The following is a 17,901-nucleotide window of genomic DNA, read 5'->3' as shown; positions in this document are numbered from 1 at the left end:
CTATATTCCAAAGAAGGATTGAATGACCGTAGCAACGACAACCAAAAAGACACAACTGCCAAACCACGCTGCAGCTACCTTGCCGGTATCCGGGTCTCCGGCATTCCACTTCTGGTAGACCTTAACAGCTCCGATCAAGCCGAGGATTGCACCAACGGCATACATCAGGTCAGTGCCGGCGTCAAAGTAGCTGCGTACCTGCTGGTTGGCCTCATTGATACCTGCCAGCCCGTCCTGTGCCGCTACTGCCCATGGCAGTCCCAGCACAAAGAGAATTACGCCTGCGCGTAATGCTTTGCTTGCATTTGTTTTCATAAAATTTCAGATTTATAGTTGTAAAATAAACGAAGGCTTCCACTGTACCAATCCCCTCATTCTGTCACTTTTCCTCTCGCTGCTGTAGGATGGACAGGGGAAAGCCTCCGCTGTTTATTTTGTAGGCCATAACGGCTCTACGGTATCCTGTGTAATGGTCAGGTAACCGTGCTGAGCACTTTCACTGGCAATAAACTCATTAATGGATGGCCTGAAGGTAGAACGGCCAAGGGAAGGGTAATCCTGTAGTATTGTCCGAAAGCTTGAAAGTACGTCGTTAGGTTCCATAGTGGTTTCCGACGCATACTGGAGGGATGATTTTACCCTGTCCACAATTTCTTCAATGACGTCATAATCATTCCCGGTCTCAGGTGCTGTGAACGACCCGGAAGATGCAAGGCGCGCATCGGCTTCGGTTAACCGCTCTGCATGCGCCCCGGCAGGATTAAAGCTGCCCTGTGCAACTGCCCCTGCCGATGTTCCCCGTAGGGAAGCACTAAATTGCGGAAGGTAAAATTTTAGGATGAGGATCATGTAATAAATGAACAAAAGGGCTGCAACTGTCCTAAGGTACATTGCCCAGGTAATTTCTGTAAACATAAGCATTGGTATTCGTTCAACATTCTCAACTATCATTGCGGCATCGCCGTTAAAACTCATTTTACAGTAACGAATGTACCCAACCTTTTTAAACCATAAAAGAACAACTTGCAGTTGTTCCCCAAGTTGTTCCTCAGTAGCTTTGGATTTTCTTAATCAGTTTTTGCAAAGCATCAATGGCTGCCTCACGGTCTGCCTCCTCCGGATGATAGGCTTTACTCCGTACAGCATTAGGCGAAAGGTCGGCTTTGTTGGGAGTGGAAAGGTGGGGGATAATATATTTAAATACAGCATTCATCGAGCGTGCCTTAACAAGCTGCGATTCATCAGCAGCCCGGAGCAGAAGTGCGAGCTGGTCGGCTGATAACATACAAAGTACCTTGCTCCTGGACTCAGTAGACTCCTTTTCAATTTTCGAAGCTGTGGAAATGGGAAAAGGATTTTGCAGGGTTGTCAGGTAAGCCGCAAAGCGCTTCTCAATAAACTGGCACAGTTCGTTGAGGCTGGCTGCTATGATTTCAACCAGAGCCTGCATGCTATCCGCCCTGAAGGAGGGATGGTCACGATAGGAAAGTATGCTTTCTGCAAGGGCATTGAAGGTAACATGATACTTGCCAACTATGTGCCTAACCTTACTTTCCTTATCGACTGCAAAAATCTGCAATGTTAGTTCGGTCTGCACCTGCAGGGCTTCCAGCGGCACCTTTTCAAGCAAAGCCCCAATGGTATCTTTATCCAGTTTGGACAGGAAAGGCTTATCCGGATTAAGGGTAACAGAGACAAGGGAATCGAGCCATTCCAAAGAGTACGTTCGAACTATTCGCATAGCTACTTGGTTTTTCTGTTACGGTATTCCTGTGGTGTGTAACCGCAGTGCGACTTAAAGAAATTTATAAAAGCAGATGAGGATTTAAAACCGGACTCTTCTGCTATGCTGTATATGCTTGAAGTAGAAGCATGCAGCATTTGCTTAGTTAACCGGATGACAGCATCATCTATAATGGACTTGGGCGTGCGGCCCGTCACACTTTTAATTATTTTAGCCATATGGCCCTGTTCAATGCAAAGCTTTCCTGCATAAAAGCCGACGTCGTGATGCTCGGTAACACAATCTTCCACCAGCCTGAAGAACTGTATTGCGGTTATCTCCGTACGCCGGAGCCGTTCTGGCCTGCCTATAAGCGAGAAATGATGTAATTCTTCCAGACTGCTAAGGATGAGGTTAAATGCCAGGATAGAGATTGTAAAAGAATTCTCCCGGGTACTAGAATGATGCCTGTCAAGCAATTCCAGCAATGAGATAATTGTTTTGAAAGATTCCTTGTCCGCTGACATGGGATAGTGCTGGCTGTCCAAAAACTTTATATTTGATCTATTGACCGCATAAAGGGCGGAAAGGGCAAAATCCTCAGTAAAGCTCAATAGCCATAAACAAGGTGGCTCGCAGGAATTACTCTTGATCATACAGTCAGAATTCAGATAATGTATTTCCTGCACGGATGCGGTATATGAACCGTCTTTATCCATTAGCTCAACCTCCCCCTGAACAACAGTTATAAGGGCATGTGTCCTTACACCGCGATAATAGAAAGCGAAGGTAATTGCCGGCGGAGACAAATTGATTTGCCTGACGCTGATGGTGTCTGTATTTTTACTATTTCCTTTCAAATTATCCGTATTAAATGAAAATCCCGGAGGCTCTTGCTCCGGGATAATAATTAGTAGACATCAATAACAAATGACATTATCATTGCCTGAGGTACTGATTCAAGGGCGGCATTGGCAGTAGCAGCGTAATGAGTCGTCATCCATTCCCAGTCCCTGTCCCTTCGTTTTCTTTTCCTGTCATTATCTAGGGCATTGCAGATGATGGCGGTTGTAGCAAGCATTGCATTTTTTTCGGAAGCTGCCAGCGATAAATCACTGGCTATGTTACCATCAGATTCCTTGAAAAATGCCGCTACGTCTTGGAAAGGAAGGTTTTGGGCTTTCATTTGCTCAAGTTCTGAAGCCATTGCGATCAGGATTTCCCTCGCCTGGTTGCTGTAGCCCTGTGACAGCAACCCCTCAATGGTTCCCCCCTGAAGGTAGGGAGTGAAATCCGACGCTTCAAGAGGCTGATAAGGTGAGGCGGAGTCTAATGTTATAAATCCCGGATTTAGGAAAGCAATGTTTTCCGCACGTCCAATGACCTGTTGCAAATTGCCCGGTATATCAGGCAGAAGGAAATAGGCATCAAGCATTTCCTGGTACACCACTCCTGCCTGGGCATATGTATTACCCGTAGCATTTACAGAGTTGCCGGTTTTTTTGTAAAAATCATTTTTATAAGTAGCCGTAGCCGGTTGCGGATCATCCGTAGAACAGCCGGCCAATATAGAAAATACAAATAGTGAAGTAATGAGTTTCATTGTAGTAAAAGTTAATGTTACTGAATCAGTTCTTCAGTTCCATTCGCCCGGGGAGCAGAACAAGGAAATTTTTACGTTCCCTATGTGATGAATTCAGTAACAAAACTATCCCGCAAGAATCTGCCTTACAACAAATTACCAGCACCGTTCCGGTATAAAAATGGTGTAATTCCGGAATTACACCTGCTTTTTTATACCGGCCTTATGATTTTCTTAACGAGGTTTTAGGCTAATTTTGGTAATGCAGTCTCCCATATACGCCAGGTAAAGCCCAAGGCTTCCCTGCCTAGAATTATTTTATATGAAATTAAAAATTGCGGGGGTACTCCTATTTTTTCTGCTGCCTGTAACCTTAATTGGGCAGGGCCATTTGAGTAATATACCATATGATGATTTGCTACAGCAAATTGATCTCCACAGGGGCACTCCAAAGGTGTGGCCCTACCTTAATAAATACCTCCTGGTTGCCAGGTTGGCCGGAAATAAGCCGCAAATTGTTGCCGCATACAAGGAAATGCTGCATGAATGCAGCGAGGGCCAGCGGCTACAATATGCCGACAGCATGATCATGGCTGCTAAGGATGCCAAAATTGATGACCTTATCGGCGCTTCTTACCTCACAAAAGGGATACTGCACTACCAGCGCAATGAACACCAGCTTGCCCTTGATAATTATATCCGGGCTAACAAATATCTCGTGAAATCCCACGACCCCTACCTAAGGCATAAGGTAATGTACAGCATCGCCCAGATCAAATTCTATCTCGGCTACTATGATGAAGCTATTGCCTTGTTCAGGGACTGTAGCCGTTATTTCCAGGAGGGGGACAGCCTTCCCTATCTTAAATCACTCCACGGGATGACAGTTTGCTATATCCTTACGGATAATATAGCCCTCGCGGCGCAAACCAACCAACTGGCCCTCAATGAAAGTGCCCGGCTGGGCCTAAAGGATATGCTTCCCTACATCGAAAGCGCGGCAGGTATGATTTTTTATAAGAGCGGAGAATACGAAAAGGCCATAAATAGCCTCAGCTATGCACTGCCTTTAATAGAGAAAGATGCAGACTATCCCAATGAAGCAATAACCCATTTTTTCCTGGGCAAGGCGTATTGGGAAAGCGGTTTAAAAGAAAAGGCCGTTGTGAGTTTCAAGGCCGTAGACGGCATCTTTACAGAAAAACAATACCTCAGGCCTGACCTGCGCCAGAGTTATGAATACCTGATCAAATATTACCATTACATAAAGCCCCGAGACAGAGAGCTGATGTATGTCAATCAACTGTTGAAGGCTGATAGTGTACTTGGAAAAGAGTTCCGATATCTTGTAAAAAAGATTCATAAGGAATATGACACAGCGGAGCTCATGGCGGAGAAACAGGAGATTCAGTCTGAACTTGCCCGCAGCCAATATTCGGGTATTATTTTTAAAGTTGCCTTTTGCATTCTGGCGGTTGCCTTAGCCTGCCTGGTCTACTGGCAGGTAAGGATGAGAAAGATCAACAGGAAGCGTTTTAAAGAATTGCTTGAAAACAGGCCTGCACCGGAAAGCAAAACGGTTGGCATTCAGGGCAAGGCACTTACCATTAATCCGGTAATTGAAATACATATAGCCAAAAAGGTAGAAGAATTTGAAAGGAAAAAAGGTTACCTGAAGAAAGATATCAATGCCACCAGGATGGCAGAAGCTTTTGACACGAATGAGAAATACCTGCGGGAAATCATAAAAGCAAACAAAAAGAAGGGGTTTACCAACTATATAAACGACCTGAGAATAGATTATCTCCTGGAACGCCTTAAAACAGAGCCGGTATTGCGACGTTACACGAATGCCACACTGGCAAACGAGGCGGGTTTCAGTACCACACAGCATTTTACAACGGCCTTTAAAAAGAGGGCTGGCATTTCACCCGGGTATTTTATTAAGGAATTCGAGAAATTGAAAACCAACAGCAACGATTGAGCATACCGTTCTTAACATGTACGCTCCTGGTCGATTTCCAGTTCAAAATTTGTAGCATTAAAACACCCACTGCATGAATTTGTGGTGAAATGGTCATGCTGGTCACGCTTTACGTAAGTGGCATTGAAATGGGCTGAAGGTGGGTAATCAGTAGCAATAGCCAGGATTTTATTCACCTCCTTGAAAACATCTTCCGGAAGCATCTCGGACATATCAAATCTTTTTCTGCTGTCATACATGTAGTCAAACAAATTTGGGAAGTTTTCTTCAATATTTAAACCTGTTTCTTCAAACAGGGCGAAATTTGAGAATACCACAGCAGGGCCTCGCCCTGCAGATTCAACCTTGTGCGGCCCAAGGCCAATCCAGTTAATCTTATACCTTATATCACTGTCATTTCTCCAGGGTGCTTTGCCGCCAATGCCAATGACCGCATCAAAATCCCAATTTCGCACCTTGCCCATACAGTCCTGGTTGCCGAATATGCCCCTGCTGTCCGGGTCGCCCTTGTGGGTTCGCTTGTAGATTAGGACTCGCATATAGGTTTAATCTAGCCTAAAGGTATCCAATCAATCACTGTTCCATCGCAATCTGGCATATATGCGCAACAGATGTATTCGTCTCCCCACTCATCCTTATATACTTTGTAATCACCCACTTTGGAAATTCTGTTGCAATGTAGGCACACGATTTCTTCTTCAAGGGCGGGCGGATTTTCAAAAGGATAATTATTAGTAAGATAGTCCTTTTTATCTTCGATGATTAGCTCTTCCATAATTTTTAAATTGTTTGCAAATAGTTTTTAAATTATTGGAATCCAAATAATATATTCAACACTTACTGATTAATAAGTAAATCTATTTTTTTTATTACTTCCACTACATCATTAACTCTTTGATTTTTAAACTCTACAGAAGGATACTTTTCATAGCTCTCAAATTTTAATCGAGTGTATTCTAGTGATTCCTTAATAAGTTTTAAATCTTCATTTGTTAGATCGGTTACATTCATTGATTTTCTTGTTTATTTCAATACCTTTACAAAATATGCAATATATAAAATAAGTCTGTAAAAGCACTGTTGTTGCGCAAGATAGATTAAAATCATTTTTTAAACAATGGCTCTATAGTAATACCTTAATAATATCCATATTTGACCATTTTGATTTTAGAAATTATTATTTAATATAGCATAGCCCAATAACTATATAATTGGAGATAAATGAAAATACCATTTAAAGTTTCAGCCAGGACAGCTAAACTTATAGGCTTAGAGAACTTCTCAACCGAAGAAGGTGCTGTTATTGAGCTTGTAAAAAATACTTTCGATGCAGATGCAAAAAATTGCATTTTAATTTTTGATTTTAAGACTAAAACCGAAATACTTAAAAATCCAGATAAAACCGAAATTACAGTCGATAAATTCGACAAAGAAAATAGCTCTATTTACGTCATCGATAACGGCATTGGGATGAATGACAGCATTATTCAAAATCAATGGATGACTATTGGTACGGATAATAAACTTTATGAGCATACAACTGAAGGAGGCAGGGTTAAAACTGGAGCTAAAGGTATCGGCCGTTTTGCATTGAATAGATTAGGAATGCTAACTGAAATGGTCACGTTACCAACTTTTTTAAATGTAGAGAATGAGGAAATAGACAATATAAGCAATATTAACCAAAATGAAGTTTTGACTAATGTGTCTGTACCAAATGAACTAAGTAGAGGTTTTGAATGGACAGTTGATTGGAAAGATTTTGACAGACAAGGTGCTACAGTCTCTGATGTCGAAGCAATTTTGACCACTCGTGAAAATTTTAATTTTAAACAAGAATTATTAGCAAGATATTCTAATTATCCAAAAATTTCGCAAGCGATTGGAAATATGGATATAAAATCAGGCACAATTATCGGTATAACTGAACTCAATGACGATTGGAATGAGGAGAAATTATCTAAGTTGTTTAGTAATTTAGAAATGTTGCTACCTCCTGAAGAGCAGAATGATTTTAATATAAATTTCTTTTTACTTAATAATTTAAACGAGTTTGGAAGTGTTAAACGTGCCTATTATGATGATTATGATTACAAGTTAAAAGCAACTTATAACGAAAATAACAATAAGGTATTAAAGGTAGAAATTTTTCGAAACGAATTAGATATTGAATCTTTACAAAGCAAATACTTGGAAGTTTTTTCGTTTGATACAATGAAAAATTTTCCCTTTCGGCTACAGGATTTTAAAAAAAATAAAATTGAGTTTGAATTATCTATTGATAAATGGACATCTGACAAAGTAGACAAAGAGCTACTCGAAAGAATTGGAAAATTCGATTTTACCTTCTATTTTTTAAAAAATACTATTGCTGATGACAAGGAAGATGGAGATTTAAAGAAGTATCCATATAAAAACATTAATAGTGCAGCCCGGAGATCATGGTTAAAAAAGTTTGGTGGAATAAAAATCTTTAGAGATGATTTTAGAATCAGACCGTACGGAGAAAATGGAGATGATTGGCTAAGATTAGGGGAACGACAAGCTCAAAGTCCCGGTGGTGCTGGTCAAAGACTTGGCGGCTACCGAATAAGACCAAATCAAATTGCCGGAACTATAAATATCTCTCGAATTCATAATTTGAGTTTTCAAGATAAATCAGGTCGTGAAGGATTAATTGAAAATGATGAATTTGAGCTATTCAAAAATTTATTAAGAGAAATCATTTCCTTATTTGAGAAAGATAGAAATAATATTATGTACAACTTATCAGAGTTGTACAAATTAAACAATCGTGAAGCTCAAAAATTAAGAGAGGGAAAAGAGGAAGCTCAAAAAGTTCAGAAACAACAAGAGAACAATCATTCAAATAGCAAAAATAATTCAGCAGGCGCAAATGATAGCGATGGTTATTCCGAATCCACTAAAAAATTAGCTGATGCATTTTTAATACTTGAGAAAGAAAATGATAAAAAAGATGATGAAATAAGATTGTTACGTAGTTTGGCAAGTGTGGGCTTAATAATATCTTCTTTTGCGCATGAATTACATAATTTAAAAAACAGGTTGGTCCCCCGTACAAATTTTTTAGAGATTGAGCTATCTAAACACATTGACAGAAAGCTATTTGAAGGAAAGAATAAGTATGAGAATCCTTATTATATGTTGGATCTAATCAAACAAGAAGATTTAAAGCTTCAACATTGGTTAGTTTATTCATTGAATACGTTGAAAAGAGATAAGAGAGAACGCAAAAATGTTAATTTGAATGACTACTTTGAAACATTTAAATCAATTTGGCAGAACTCTTTGAATGACCGAAAAATTAATTTTGAATTTACTAAGGATCCTACAAACCAAAGTATACTTCGAGCTTTTGAAATTGATTTAGATTGTATATTCAATAATTTACTATCAAACTCTCTGAATGCTTTAAAGGGCTCAATTGAAAGTGAAAAGAAGATTTCTATTTCTTGTGAAACTAAAGATGAAAATATAGAAATTCTTTTTTCAGATAATGGTAAAGGTTTAGATAGTAAATATAAAGACAATCCAGACCAAATATTTAATTTATTTGAGTCGAGTAAGGTTGATCAACATGGTAATGTTACGGGCACGGGGCTCGGTCTTTCAATTGTCCAAACAATAATAAATGAGTATAGTAATTCTCGAATCAAAGTGATAGAACCGGGAAGAGGTTTAGCTTTTAAAATAACTTTTAAAACAAGAAAATGAAATACAGATTAGCTTATATCGATGAACAGGAAACTTCCTTAAGCAATTTTTATAGTCATTTCAATAGTGAATATGAACTTATAATGATCAAAGTTGATAAGGACTCAACAATTGATTCAATATTAGAAGAATGTTTTGAAAATGAAGTTGATGCCATAGTTACCGATTATAAATTAGAAGAAGAAGGAGATGTAAACTTTAATGGCGATAAGTTATTTAATACGATTAAATCTAAACATCCCCATTTTCCAGTTATAATGTTAACATCATGGGAACCAGATGCCATAGACCATATGGAGAATGTTCATTTGATATACAATAAAGACATTTTAGACGGTAAGAATAGTGATGAATTTACAATTTTCAAATCTAAAATAAATTCTACTATTAGAAATTATTATAAAAAGATTGAAGACACCAATAATAGAATTGGTGAATTAGTAGATAAAAGGAATAGTTCAAGTTTAGAGATTCCTGAAGAGGAGGAATTAACTAAATTATACATTCTGAATGATGAACTGCATCCGGACGGAAAAGAAATTCCTGCAAATCTAATTCAAAAAGAATCTATCACCCAGCTCAATGATTTCGTTAGTGAAGCTAAAGAAATTCTAGAAGAGTTAAAGAAAATAAATAAAAAGTAATGAGTTTTAGAGAAGCTGATAAAATACCTGCTCGCAGAAATATAATTACTGCCGTGGCAAGCTATAGTGCGCACAGACCTGACTTAATTATAGATTTTAAACAAAGATGTGGATACTGCAATGATATTCATATATACAGAATCGCTTCATTTGAAATTGATCACTTTATACCAAGAATAAGGAAGAAAAAACCATTTCTATCTATTAAAACTGATACGGATTATTCAAATTTAGTGTACTCATGTAAATCTTGTAACAATGCCAAAAGAAATAAATGGCCGACTGATGATGAAAATATACCAAATAGGGATGATAAAGGATTTATTGATCCTTGCGATATAGAATATGACAGTCAATTTATTCGCTTACCTAATGGTCAAATAAGAGCCGTAACTAAGTTAGGAGATTGGATTTATAAAGAATTAAGGCTTGATAAACCACAACATGAGATCATTTATAATCTGGAACAATTGGACTTTATAATTGACCAGCTAGAACCTAACTTAAATAAATTGGAAGATATAGCTTTATACAAAAGAATTACAAATCTATTATTGAAATATAGAGCTTATGTCAAGCAACTAGGAACTGTATAATGAGAAACGCAACAAAATATTTAAGTCAAAGATGCTCTTCAAACCCATTGTTTGTGGATAGACTTATTATTTCTGCATTTTTGTATATAAACAACATAGAAGTAAATATTAATAAATTTTTATTAAGCTATTTTATACGTCAAAACGAAGATGATTACGAAACTCTTTTGGGTTTCATTGAAATAATAAACAGCACAAAAAATGAATTTAAAATTGAAGATTTAATTGAATTATTCGAGTTCGTCATTTCTCCATCAGATAGAATTATAAATGGAGCCATTTACACTCCATCACAAATTCGGGAATATATCGTAGAGCAAGCTTTTAACAAAGAAGGGATGAATCTTCCCCATGCGAAAATAGCTGATATTGCATGTGGCTGTAGCGGTTTTTTATTTACTGCTGCAAAAGAATTGAAAGTCAGGACTGGAAACACCTACGAATTTATTTTTAAAAACCAGATTTATGGTTTGGATATACAAGAGTATTCAGTTACAAGAAGTAAGCTATTATTAAGTATATTAGCTATAACTGAAGGGGAAGAAATCGAAGATTTTCATTTCAACATACATCAGGGAGATGCGCTAATCTTCAATTGGGTAAACCATTATACAGATTTCGATGGATTTCAAATTATTGTGGGAAATCCACCTTATGTGTGTGCACGAAATTTAGAAGACGCGATAAAAGAAAATTTACAGAATTGGTCAGTTTGTAATTCGGGAAATCCCGACCTCTACATTCCATTTTTTCAAATAGGTTATGAGATTCTTACGGAAAATGGAATTTTAGGATACATAACTATGAACACTTTTTTTAAAAGTCTAAATGGAAGAGCTTTAAGGCGTTATTTTGAAGATAACAACACTTCAATTAAAATAATTGATTTTGGTACATTGCAGATATTTAAATCCAAAAGTACTTACACTTGTATTTGTTTTTTAGAAAAAACAGAACAGACCTATATTGAATATTATAAGTCTACTGAAAAAGAGTTTCCGAATAATATAAATCAGTATACAAGGATTAATTATCAAAATTTGGATGCAAAGAAAGGATGGAATTTAAATAAAAATGAAATTATATCGCGGATCGAATCTACAGGAAAACCTTTTGGAGAATTATACAAAACCAGGCATGGGATTGCGACATTAAGAAATGACTTGTATATTTTTAATCCGGTCGGCGAAGACGACGATTTTTTCTATTTACAAAATGGAAGCCTTTTTCCAATTGAAAAAAGTATTTGTCGTGACATTTTAAATTCAAATAGACTTAGTAGAAATATTGATTTAAACAATGCTATAGAAAAAGTAATCTTTCCTTATACTGATGAGGAAAAGCCTAAAGTTTTGGGAGAAGGATATTTGAAGGAGCAATATCCCTATGCCTACAAATACTTAACCAAAAAGAAGCTGGAATTAGCTAAAAGAGATAAAGGAAAGGGTAAGTACGATGAATGGTTTGCTTTCGGCAGAACGCAGTCTTTAGAAAAAGTGGGAAATAAATTATTTTTTCCGAAGTATTCTGACCAAACACCTAGTTATCTACTAAGCACTGACAATAATCTTATGTTTTACAATGGTCAGGCAGTTATTGGACATTCAGAGGAGGAGATGTTGCTAATTAAAAAAATTATGGAATCCAGAATATTTTGGTTTTACATTCAAACTTCAAGCAAACCATATTCATCAAATTACTTTTCACTGAATGGTACTTATATTAAAAATTTTGGTATCCCGGAATTTTCAACAAATGAGATTGATTTCATGCTTCAAGAATCAGATAAAAATGTTGTAGATGAATTTTTAGAAGATTATTACAAAGTCTCAATTTAAGGCGCCTTAGGGCGTCTTAAATTTTTTGCTATGAGTTCAAATCCAGGCAGTTTTTCCTTTATATTCCAAAATACCACAATCCAATGAGAAATACGCCTCCCAACATGAAAAGCCAAGAAAACAATACGACTATTTTTTCAAAAAAAGGAATATAAAGAGAACTGTTGTAATTCTTAAATACTTCCATATTTCCAAGAGTACGACGGCGAAACCTTCTCTTACCTATTATATATTTCAGTATTATTCCCATAAGAAGCATGAGTATTCCAAGGACTAAAACTGAAATTAATTCCATGATGCGGTACTTTATAAAACCTAAAATTAACGCTTTTAGCCTAAATGTAAATTGCAAAAAACCAGCTTTTATTTGTCTGTATAATAATGCTTATCTTCAGCCGATCCATATTTTTTTTCTACTAAGCTAAAAAAATCAGAAAGTTTTAGTTGTCTGTAAAAACATATTGTATTGAGGGTAGATACTGGAATATTATATCCTTCATTCTCATTAATTTTACGGGCGATTGCTTCGTGTACACCATGTTGCTTTCCCCATTTTCTAAAAGACTCTAAGTCTTTCATCCATTCATCTCTAATAAAATTGCATACGTGTCTATCAACTAAGAAAACTTTTGTTTTCTTAGTATCTTTAGTTTGGTTGCTATTATTATTTTTTAGAGCCATTAGGACAAAAGAATAGAATATTGATAATTTTTCTGCACACGATAGTGTGCAATTCGGAATAATATTCTATATTTGTTATCAAATACATATATTTGCGATACTTCAAATAAAATGAAGCATTCGCTTTGAATCTCGCCTTAGAAAACTGGTACTTTTATTAGGAACGAGAAGATAAGTGTAAATGCTCACGCCATACGGCGTGGGCTCACTTATTGTTCCATGGTATACCAGTACCTCTAAGGCAATAGGATGAGTTTAAACCCACGCCTCCTTTTTAAGGAGTGTATTATTTTTTCTCATCTTTATTCTTAGCTTTTGTTTCTGTGCGGTATCTCATGGTTCTTAACCTTTATGGATGCATGTAAGAATACCTTATTGTTTCTTCCTTTCCGCCCCATCCCTTGTGAGGCGGCATGCACTCCTGCCCTGAATGCCCAAAGCAGTCTTTGGTAACATTCTGATAAACGTAACTAACTAATCATTAACCCCAAAACCATTTTTGCTGATGAGATACCTATAGACCAAACACAAAAAAACCCTCTGCTGTTACTTGGCGGTGCCAGCAGAAGGCGGATTAAACTAGACTTTCGTTTCATTTAACAATTCAAAATTATGAAAATAATTTCATTGGATAAGGGCTGCTTTGCCTTTATTTTCGGGCTATTGCTGTGGTGCACCCACATGGATGCCCACAACAGATATGCCCCCCGTCATGCAGCATTTTGGCAGTCAGCCGCTTCGGGCACAGTCTCGGATAACACGGGGCCACTGCCTGGCGTCTCAATCTATAATACCACCAAGGGCCAGGGCACTATTTCAGATGACAGGGGTAAATACTCAATTGTCGCTGCAATCGGTGACACCCTTGTGTTTTCCTTTACCGGTTATAAAAACCATCGGCAGGTAGTCGCCGGAAACACTATTGACATACTGCTTCTTGAAGACACTGCGCAGCTTGAGGAAGTCGTTATCAATGCGGGCTATTACAGCGTAAAAGACAAAGAACGCACGGGAAGTATCGCAAGGATAACAACAAAAGATATTGAGCACCAGCCAGTCACCAACGCCCTGGCTACGATGCAGGGCAGGATGGCAGGGGTGAACGTGACACAGACTACCGGCGTTCCCGGGGGTGGGTTTGATATCGTTATCCGCGGGCAAAACAGCTTGAGGCCTGACGGCAATTATCCCCTTTTTATAATCGACGGCGTGCCATACGATCCCGCGCCCATCGGCAGCTCATATACCTCCTCGACAACGCCTTTGCCCACAAGTCCGCTCAATAGCATTAATCCATCTGATATTGCAAGCATCGAGGTACTTAAGGATGCTGATGCCACCGCAATCTATGGCTCACGTGGGGCTAATGGCGTAGTATTGGTAACTACTAAAAAAGGCAAGACCGGAAAGACAAGCTTCACGGGAAGCCTTAGCAGTGGTTTTGGACGGGTAACCCGTTTTTTGGACCTTATGAATACCCAACAGTACCTCGAAATGCGCCGTGAGGCGTATGCCAATGATGGCGTAACGGAATATCCCGCTGATGCATATGATGTCAACGGAGCCTGGAACCAGGACCGCTATACGGATTGGCAAAAGGAGCTGACAGGCGGTACAGCATCCTTTACAACAGCCCAGGGCTCACTGTCGGGAGGCAATGAACAGACCCGTTTTCTCCTTAGTGGGAACTACAATAAGGAGACAACAGTATTCCCCGGTGATTTCCGGTATAATAAGGCAAATGTACTGGCGAACATAAGCCAGGGCGGGGCTAATGACAGGCTCAAGGTCAACTTCTCGGCGAGTTATACCTTTCAGGACAATTATCTTCCGCCCGTGGACTTTACCCGCGAGGCAATTAAACTGGCCCCCAATGCACCGGATCTGTACGATGCCGGTGGCCATCTCAACTGGGAAAACAACACCTTTACTAATCCGTTAGCTAGCCTCGAAGGTGATTTTACAGCGAATACGTATGACCTTATTGCAAATACAGTCATTATGTATGATATCCTGGAGGGATTCCAGGCCAAAGTGGCTGCAGGCTATACGGATTTACGGCATACGGAAAAGCAGACGCTCCCTTCATCGATGTACAATCCCAGTTATGGATACGGCAGCGAAATATCTTCAGTATACGTCAACAGGGTTGATAGGAGTTCATGGATCATTGAGCCTCAGCTTAGCTATAGGAAAGACCTTGAGAAGTTTGGTTTCGAAGTCCTCGTTGGGACAACATACCAAAAAAGGGACGACAATAAACTGGTACAAAGGGGTTATGGTTTTTCAAGTAACAGCCTTATAGGCGATCCTGCTGCTGCAAATACCTATGCTGTAATGGACGGTTTCAGTTCAGTGTATAAGTATCAGGCGCTGTTTGGAAGAATCAATATCAACTTCGGGAAGCGCTATTTCCTGAACCTGACAGGCCGCAGGGACGGATCGAGCCGCTTTGGCCCCGATAACAGGTTCGCCAACTTTGGCGCAATTGGCGGTGCATGGCTTTTCAGCAGCGAACAGTGGATCAGGGAGAATCTCCCATTCCTCAGTTTAGGGAAGCTCCGTGCAAGTTACGGTATAACCGGGAATGACCAGATTGGCGATTACCAGTACCTGAACACCTATTCTTCGTCAGGTTCCCACTATGGCGGGGTAAGCGGCTTGCAGCCTTCACGTCTTTTCAACCCTGATTTTGGATGGGAAAACAATAAAAAACTTGAGATCGCCGCTGAAACCGGCTTCTTCAACGACCGGCTGAACTTGGCTTTTTCCTGGTTCAGGAACAGGTCATCAAGCCAGCTTGTAGGCATACCGCTGCCGGGCACTACCGGGTTTACCGAGATACAGGCTAACCTTGATGCAACTGTGGAAAATAAGGGGGTTGAAATTACGCTGATGGCTGACATCATAAAAGCAAAAGGATTCAGGTGGTCCTCCTCGATTAACTTCAGCAGGCTCCGCAATAAACTTCTCTCATTCCCGGGACTTCAGGGTTCTCCTTACAAATACCAGTATGAAATCGGAAAACCCCTCAATATCGTCAAGGCATACCACTTTACCGGCGTTGACCCACAAACAGGAATTTACCAGTTCGAGGACGTCGATGGCGACGGGATAATAAGCAGTGGCGGGGACAAACAGAAATCAATAGACCTGAACCCCGACTTTTTTGGGGGTTTTCAAAATGAATTTGTGCTTGGGCCTGTCCGCCTTGACTTTCTTTTACAGTTCGTTAAGCAGGAGAATTTTAATCAGTCTTTTTCAGGCATGATGCCTGGAACAATGGTTAACCAGCCCGTAGATGTGCTGGAGCGTTGGCAAAATCCGGGTGACCAGTCACCCTACCAACAATTTAGCAGCGGGGCAAACTTTCCGGCACTCATTGCCAATACACGGTACATGCAAAGCGATGCTGGTATCAGCGATGCCAGTTACATCCGGCTAAAGAATATCTCCTTAAGCTATGACATACCGCAACAATGGACAGGGAACGCGAAATGCAGGGTCAGCGTACAGGCACAGAACCTGCTGACTTTCACGTCTTATAAAGGGGCCGACCCGGAATTCAAAGTGGCAGGCGTGCTTCCGCCACTTAAGATGTTTACAACAAATCTGACATTCACTTTTTAAACGGAAAATATGAATACCATAATAAATTTTTACAGATATGGCAGCAGGGTCCTCAGGTTGCCGGCTTTAATTTTGCTTCTGTGCAGCACCGTGGCATGCGACAGCTTTACCGAAGTTGACCTGCCGTCTTCGCAATTGGCTGCCCCGGCAGTATATGAGAGTAATGCAACAGCCACTGCCGCCCTTATGGACATCTACGCAAAAATCAGGGACCGCGGGCTTCTTACGGGCTACGCGACCGGTGTTTCGCAACAGCTGGGGTTGTATAGCGACGAACTCGTGATGTATGGCGGAGATCCCTCTTTTTACAACAACACAGTGCTGCCCTCTTCATATGAAATATCCGAGTTGTGGAATAGTTCCTATAATCAGGTATATGCTGCCAATGCAGTCATCGGGGGCGTCTCCTCTTCCTCTTCACTAAGTGCATCAGAAAAAGGACTCTTGCGTGGGGAAGCACTATTTATACGGGCTCTTGTTCACTTCTATCTGGCGAACACCTTCGGGGATGTTCCCTATGTTACATCGGCCGATTTTAATAGTAACAGGCAGGTACAAAAGTCGAACCAAGATCAGTTATATGACCACCTGAAATCGGACCTTACCGAAGCGATTTCCCTGCTTCCTGAAAATTACATAAGCCCTTTAAGGATAAGGCCGAATAAAGCGGCTGCCCAGGCGCTTCTGGCCAGGGTATGCCTCTATAGCGGGGATTGGCCGCAGGCAGCAGATCTCGCTTCTGCGGTTTTAAACAGGGACGATCTTTATCAATTGACGGCTATAGAGGATACTTTCCTTAAGGAAGCTGCTTCCACAATTTGGCAGTTGGCTCCCGAGAAGGCTGGCGACAACACCTTAGAAGCGGCAACCTTCTCATTTACTTTTGGGCCTCCGCCCTTAGCAGCCCTTTCACAAGAGCTTTACGACGCTTTCCCTGAAGGTGACCTGCGCAAAACCTATTGGGTAACCGAAGTGGCACAGGACAGCAATATTTGGTATCATGCTTCAAAATATGATGCGGTGGGCAACTCGGGCAACTCTCTGGAGCATTCCATCGTAATGAGAATATCGGAAATGTACCTTATAAGGGCTGAAGCAAGGGCACAACAGGGAGAATTGATAGGAGCCGTAGAAGACCTGAATAGCATCCGAAATAATGCCGGGCTTGCAGCTATCACTCCCCCGACTGCGGAAACAATCCTGAATGCAATCCTGCTGGAAAGGAGGCTTGAACTATTTACAGAGTATGGTCACAGGTTCTTTGACCTCAAAAGGCGTGGCAAGCTGGATGAAACACTCTCCTTGGTGAAACCTGGATGGCAGGCCACAGACCGAAATTTGCCACTGCCCGAATCCGAACTTATGCTTAACGAAAATCTATTGCCGCAAAATGATGGATACTAATCGGCCAAACAGCACAGCAAACAGGATTATAAGGTCTTTCCATAGGTTGTATGGATTATATTTGATGTTAGTTACCTGTCCCGT

17 protein-coding genes are annotated in these 17,901 nt (G+C 40.0%); 7 read left to right on the top strand and 10 right to left on the bottom strand.

What is annotated here, in order from left to right:
* The 5 genes from ACLI09_RS01840 to ACLI09_RS01820 form a co-directional block, all read right to left on the bottom strand.
* Positions 1-315 (bottom strand): DUF4134 domain-containing protein, encoded by a 315-nt coding sequence (locus tag ACLI09_RS01840; protein ID WP_411417875.1) that lies wholly within the window; start codon positions 313-315, stop codon positions 1-3.
* Positions 316-429: 114 nt separating this feature from the next.
* A complete protein-coding gene (locus tag ACLI09_RS01835) occupies positions 430-975 on the bottom strand; it encodes a hypothetical protein (RefSeq protein WP_411417874.1) in 546 nt (181 codons plus the stop codon).
* 73 nt (positions 976-1,048) lie between these two features.
* Entirely contained in the window at positions 1,049-1,741 is a 693-nt protein-coding gene (locus ACLI09_RS01830; RefSeq protein ID WP_411417873.1) for a hypothetical protein, read from the bottom strand.
* Between the two features lie 2 nt (positions 1,742-1,743).
* A complete protein-coding gene (locus ACLI09_RS01825) occupies positions 1,744-2,583 on the bottom strand; it encodes a helix-turn-helix domain-containing protein (RefSeq protein WP_411417872.1) in 840 nt (279 codons plus the stop codon).
* A gap of 50 nt (positions 2,584-2,633) precedes the next feature.
* On the bottom strand, positions 2,634-3,326 hold the full coding sequence (locus ACLI09_RS01820; RefSeq protein ID WP_411417871.1) for a hypothetical protein: 693 nt from the start codon (positions 3,324-3,326) through the stop codon (positions 2,634-2,636).
* 301 nt (positions 3,327-3,627) lie between these two features.
* Between ACLI09_RS01820 and ACLI09_RS01815 the strand changes: the two genes are divergently transcribed.
* A complete protein-coding gene (locus tag ACLI09_RS01815) occupies positions 3,628-5,289 on the top strand; it encodes a helix-turn-helix domain-containing protein (protein ID WP_411417870.1) in 1,662 nt (553 codons plus the stop codon).
* Between the two features lie 11 nt (positions 5,290-5,300).
* Here ACLI09_RS01815 and ACLI09_RS01810 read toward each other — a convergent pair whose 3' ends face one another.
* The 3 genes from ACLI09_RS01810 to ACLI09_RS01800 all read right to left on the bottom strand — a co-directional run bounded on the left by ACLI09_RS01810 (position 5,301) and on the right by ACLI09_RS01800 (position 6,300).
* Positions 5,301-5,828 carry a hypothetical protein gene (locus tag ACLI09_RS01810; protein WP_411417869.1) on the bottom strand — a complete coding sequence of 176 codons (528 nt, stop codon included), beginning with the start codon at positions 5,826-5,828 and terminating at the stop codon, positions 5,301-5,303.
* Positions 5,829-5,839: 11 nt separating this feature from the next.
* Positions 5,840-6,064 carry a hypothetical protein gene (locus ACLI09_RS01805; RefSeq protein WP_411417868.1) on the bottom strand — a complete coding sequence of 75 codons (225 nt, stop codon included), beginning with the start codon at positions 6,062-6,064 and terminating at the stop codon, positions 5,840-5,842.
* Positions 6,065-6,126: 62 nt separating this feature from the next.
* On the bottom strand, positions 6,127-6,300 hold the full coding sequence (locus ACLI09_RS01800) for a hypothetical protein (protein WP_411417867.1): 174 nt from the start codon (positions 6,298-6,300) through the stop codon (positions 6,127-6,129).
* A 210-nt stretch (positions 6,301-6,510) separates the two neighbouring features.
* Between ACLI09_RS01800 and ACLI09_RS01795 the strand changes: the two genes are divergently transcribed.
* Genes ACLI09_RS01795 through ACLI09_RS01780 form a run of 4 tightly spaced genes read left to right on the top strand, consistent with a single transcriptional unit; the run spans position 6,511 to position 12,102 of the window.
* Positions 6,511-9,024 carry an ATP-binding protein gene (locus ACLI09_RS01795; protein ID WP_411417866.1) on the top strand — a complete coding sequence of 838 codons (2,514 nt, stop codon included), beginning with the start codon at positions 6,511-6,513 and terminating at the stop codon, positions 9,022-9,024.
* Positions 9,021-9,668 carry a hypothetical protein gene (locus ACLI09_RS01790; RefSeq protein WP_411417865.1) on the top strand — a complete coding sequence of 216 codons (648 nt, stop codon included), beginning with the start codon at positions 9,021-9,023 and terminating at the stop codon, positions 9,666-9,668. Before ACLI09_RS01795 ends, ACLI09_RS01790 begins: the two co-directional genes overlap by 4 nt.
* On the top strand, positions 9,668-10,264 hold the full coding sequence (locus ACLI09_RS01785) for an HNH endonuclease (protein WP_411417864.1): 597 nt from the start codon (positions 9,668-9,670) through the stop codon (positions 10,262-10,264). Before ACLI09_RS01790 ends, ACLI09_RS01785 begins: the two co-directional genes overlap by 1 nt.
* Positions 10,264-12,102, top strand: coding sequence for a class I SAM-dependent DNA methyltransferase (locus ACLI09_RS01780; RefSeq protein ID WP_411417863.1), 1,839 nt, complete (start codon positions 10,264-10,266; stop codon positions 12,100-12,102). The genes ACLI09_RS01785 and ACLI09_RS01780 overlap by 1 nt, the downstream gene beginning before the upstream one ends.
* A gap of 58 nt (positions 12,103-12,160) precedes the next feature.
* Here ACLI09_RS01780 and ACLI09_RS01775 read toward each other — a convergent pair whose 3' ends face one another.
* Together ACLI09_RS01775 and ACLI09_RS01770 are read right to left on the bottom strand one after the other, a co-directional pair.
* Positions 12,161-12,397: a hypothetical protein gene (locus ACLI09_RS01775; protein ID WP_411417862.1), complete on the bottom strand. Its 237-nt coding sequence runs from the start codon at positions 12,395-12,397 to the stop codon at positions 12,161-12,163.
* 68 nt (positions 12,398-12,465) lie between these two features.
* Positions 12,466-12,783: a hypothetical protein gene (locus ACLI09_RS01770; RefSeq protein WP_411417861.1), complete on the bottom strand. Its 318-nt coding sequence runs from the start codon at positions 12,781-12,783 to the stop codon at positions 12,466-12,468.
* 612 nt (positions 12,784-13,395) lie between these two features.
* On the opposite strand from ACLI09_RS01770, the gene ACLI09_RS01765 reads away from it, so the two are divergent.
* Both ACLI09_RS01765 and ACLI09_RS01760 read left to right on the top strand, forming a co-directional pair.
* Positions 13,396-16,413 carry a SusC/RagA family TonB-linked outer membrane protein gene (locus ACLI09_RS01765; RefSeq protein ID WP_411417860.1) on the top strand — a complete coding sequence of 1,006 codons (3,018 nt, stop codon included), beginning with the start codon at positions 13,396-13,398 and terminating at the stop codon, positions 16,411-16,413.
* Between the two features lie 9 nt (positions 16,414-16,422).
* Positions 16,423-17,817 (top strand): RagB/SusD family nutrient uptake outer membrane protein, encoded by a 1,395-nt coding sequence (locus ACLI09_RS01760; RefSeq protein WP_411417859.1) that lies wholly within the window; start codon positions 16,423-16,425, stop codon positions 17,815-17,817.
* Positions 17,818-17,901: the final 84 nt, after the last annotated feature.

It is taken from the genome of Flavobacterium sp. RHBU_24, from assembly GCF_046613695.1.
In the GTDB taxonomy this organism is placed as follows: domain Bacteria; phylum Bacteroidota; class Bacteroidia; order Flavobacteriales; family Flavobacteriaceae; genus Flavobacterium.
The sequence above is the reverse complement of the archived record's forward strand: the minus strand, read 5'-3'. Positions and strand labels throughout refer to the sequence as shown.

What these genes read in the sequence shown, in the direction of transcription:
- ACLI09_RS01780 (WP_411417863.1), top strand. Translation starts at nt 10,264, where the DNA reads ATGAGAAACGCAACAAAATATTTAAGTCAAAGATGCTCTTCAAACCCA.
- ACLI09_RS01785 (WP_411417864.1), top strand. Translation starts at nt 9,668, where the DNA reads ATGAGTTTTAGAGAAGCTGATAAAATACCTGCTCGCAGAAATATAATT.
- ACLI09_RS01835 (WP_411417874.1), bottom strand. Translation starts at nt 975, where the DNA reads ATGAGTTTTAACGGCGATGCCGCAATGATAGTTGAGAATGTTGAACGA.
- ACLI09_RS01805 (WP_411417868.1), bottom strand. Translation starts at nt 6,064, where the DNA reads ATGGAAGAGCTAATCATCGAAGATAAAAAGGACTATCTTACTAATAAT.
- ACLI09_RS01790 (WP_411417865.1), top strand. Translation starts at nt 9,021, where the DNA reads ATGAAATACAGATTAGCTTATATCGATGAACAGGAAACTTCCTTAAGC.
- ACLI09_RS01770 (WP_411417861.1), bottom strand. Translation starts at nt 12,783, where the DNA reads ATGGCTCTAAAAAATAATAATAGCAACCAAACTAAAGATACTAAGAAA.
- ACLI09_RS01820 (WP_411417871.1), bottom strand. Translation starts at nt 3,326, where the DNA reads ATGAAACTCATTACTTCACTATTTGTATTTTCTATATTGGCCGGCTGT.
- ACLI09_RS01800 (WP_411417867.1), bottom strand. Translation starts at nt 6,300, where the DNA reads ATGAATGTAACCGATCTAACAAATGAAGATTTAAAACTTATTAAGGAA.
- ACLI09_RS01760 (WP_411417859.1), top strand. Translation starts at nt 16,423, where the DNA reads ATGAATACCATAATAAATTTTTACAGATATGGCAGCAGGGTCCTCAGG.
- ACLI09_RS01840 (WP_411417875.1), bottom strand. Translation starts at nt 315, where the DNA reads ATGAAAACAAATGCAAGCAAAGCATTACGCGCAGGCGTAATTCTCTTT.
- ACLI09_RS01830 (WP_411417873.1), bottom strand. Translation starts at nt 1,741, where the DNA reads ATGCGAATAGTTCGAACGTACTCTTTGGAATGGCTCGATTCCCTTGTC.
- ACLI09_RS01795 (WP_411417866.1), top strand. Translation starts at nt 6,511, where the DNA reads ATGAAAATACCATTTAAAGTTTCAGCCAGGACAGCTAAACTTATAGGC.
- ACLI09_RS01775 (WP_411417862.1), bottom strand. Translation starts at nt 12,397, where the DNA reads ATGGAATTAATTTCAGTTTTAGTCCTTGGAATACTCATGCTTCTTATG.
- ACLI09_RS01815 (WP_411417870.1), top strand. Translation starts at nt 3,628, where the DNA reads ATGAAATTAAAAATTGCGGGGGTACTCCTATTTTTTCTGCTGCCTGTA.
- ACLI09_RS01765 (WP_411417860.1), top strand. Translation starts at nt 13,396, where the DNA reads ATGAAAATAATTTCATTGGATAAGGGCTGCTTTGCCTTTATTTTCGGG.
- ACLI09_RS01810 (WP_411417869.1), bottom strand. Translation starts at nt 5,828, where the DNA reads ATGCGAGTCCTAATCTACAAGCGAACCCACAAGGGCGACCCGGACAGC.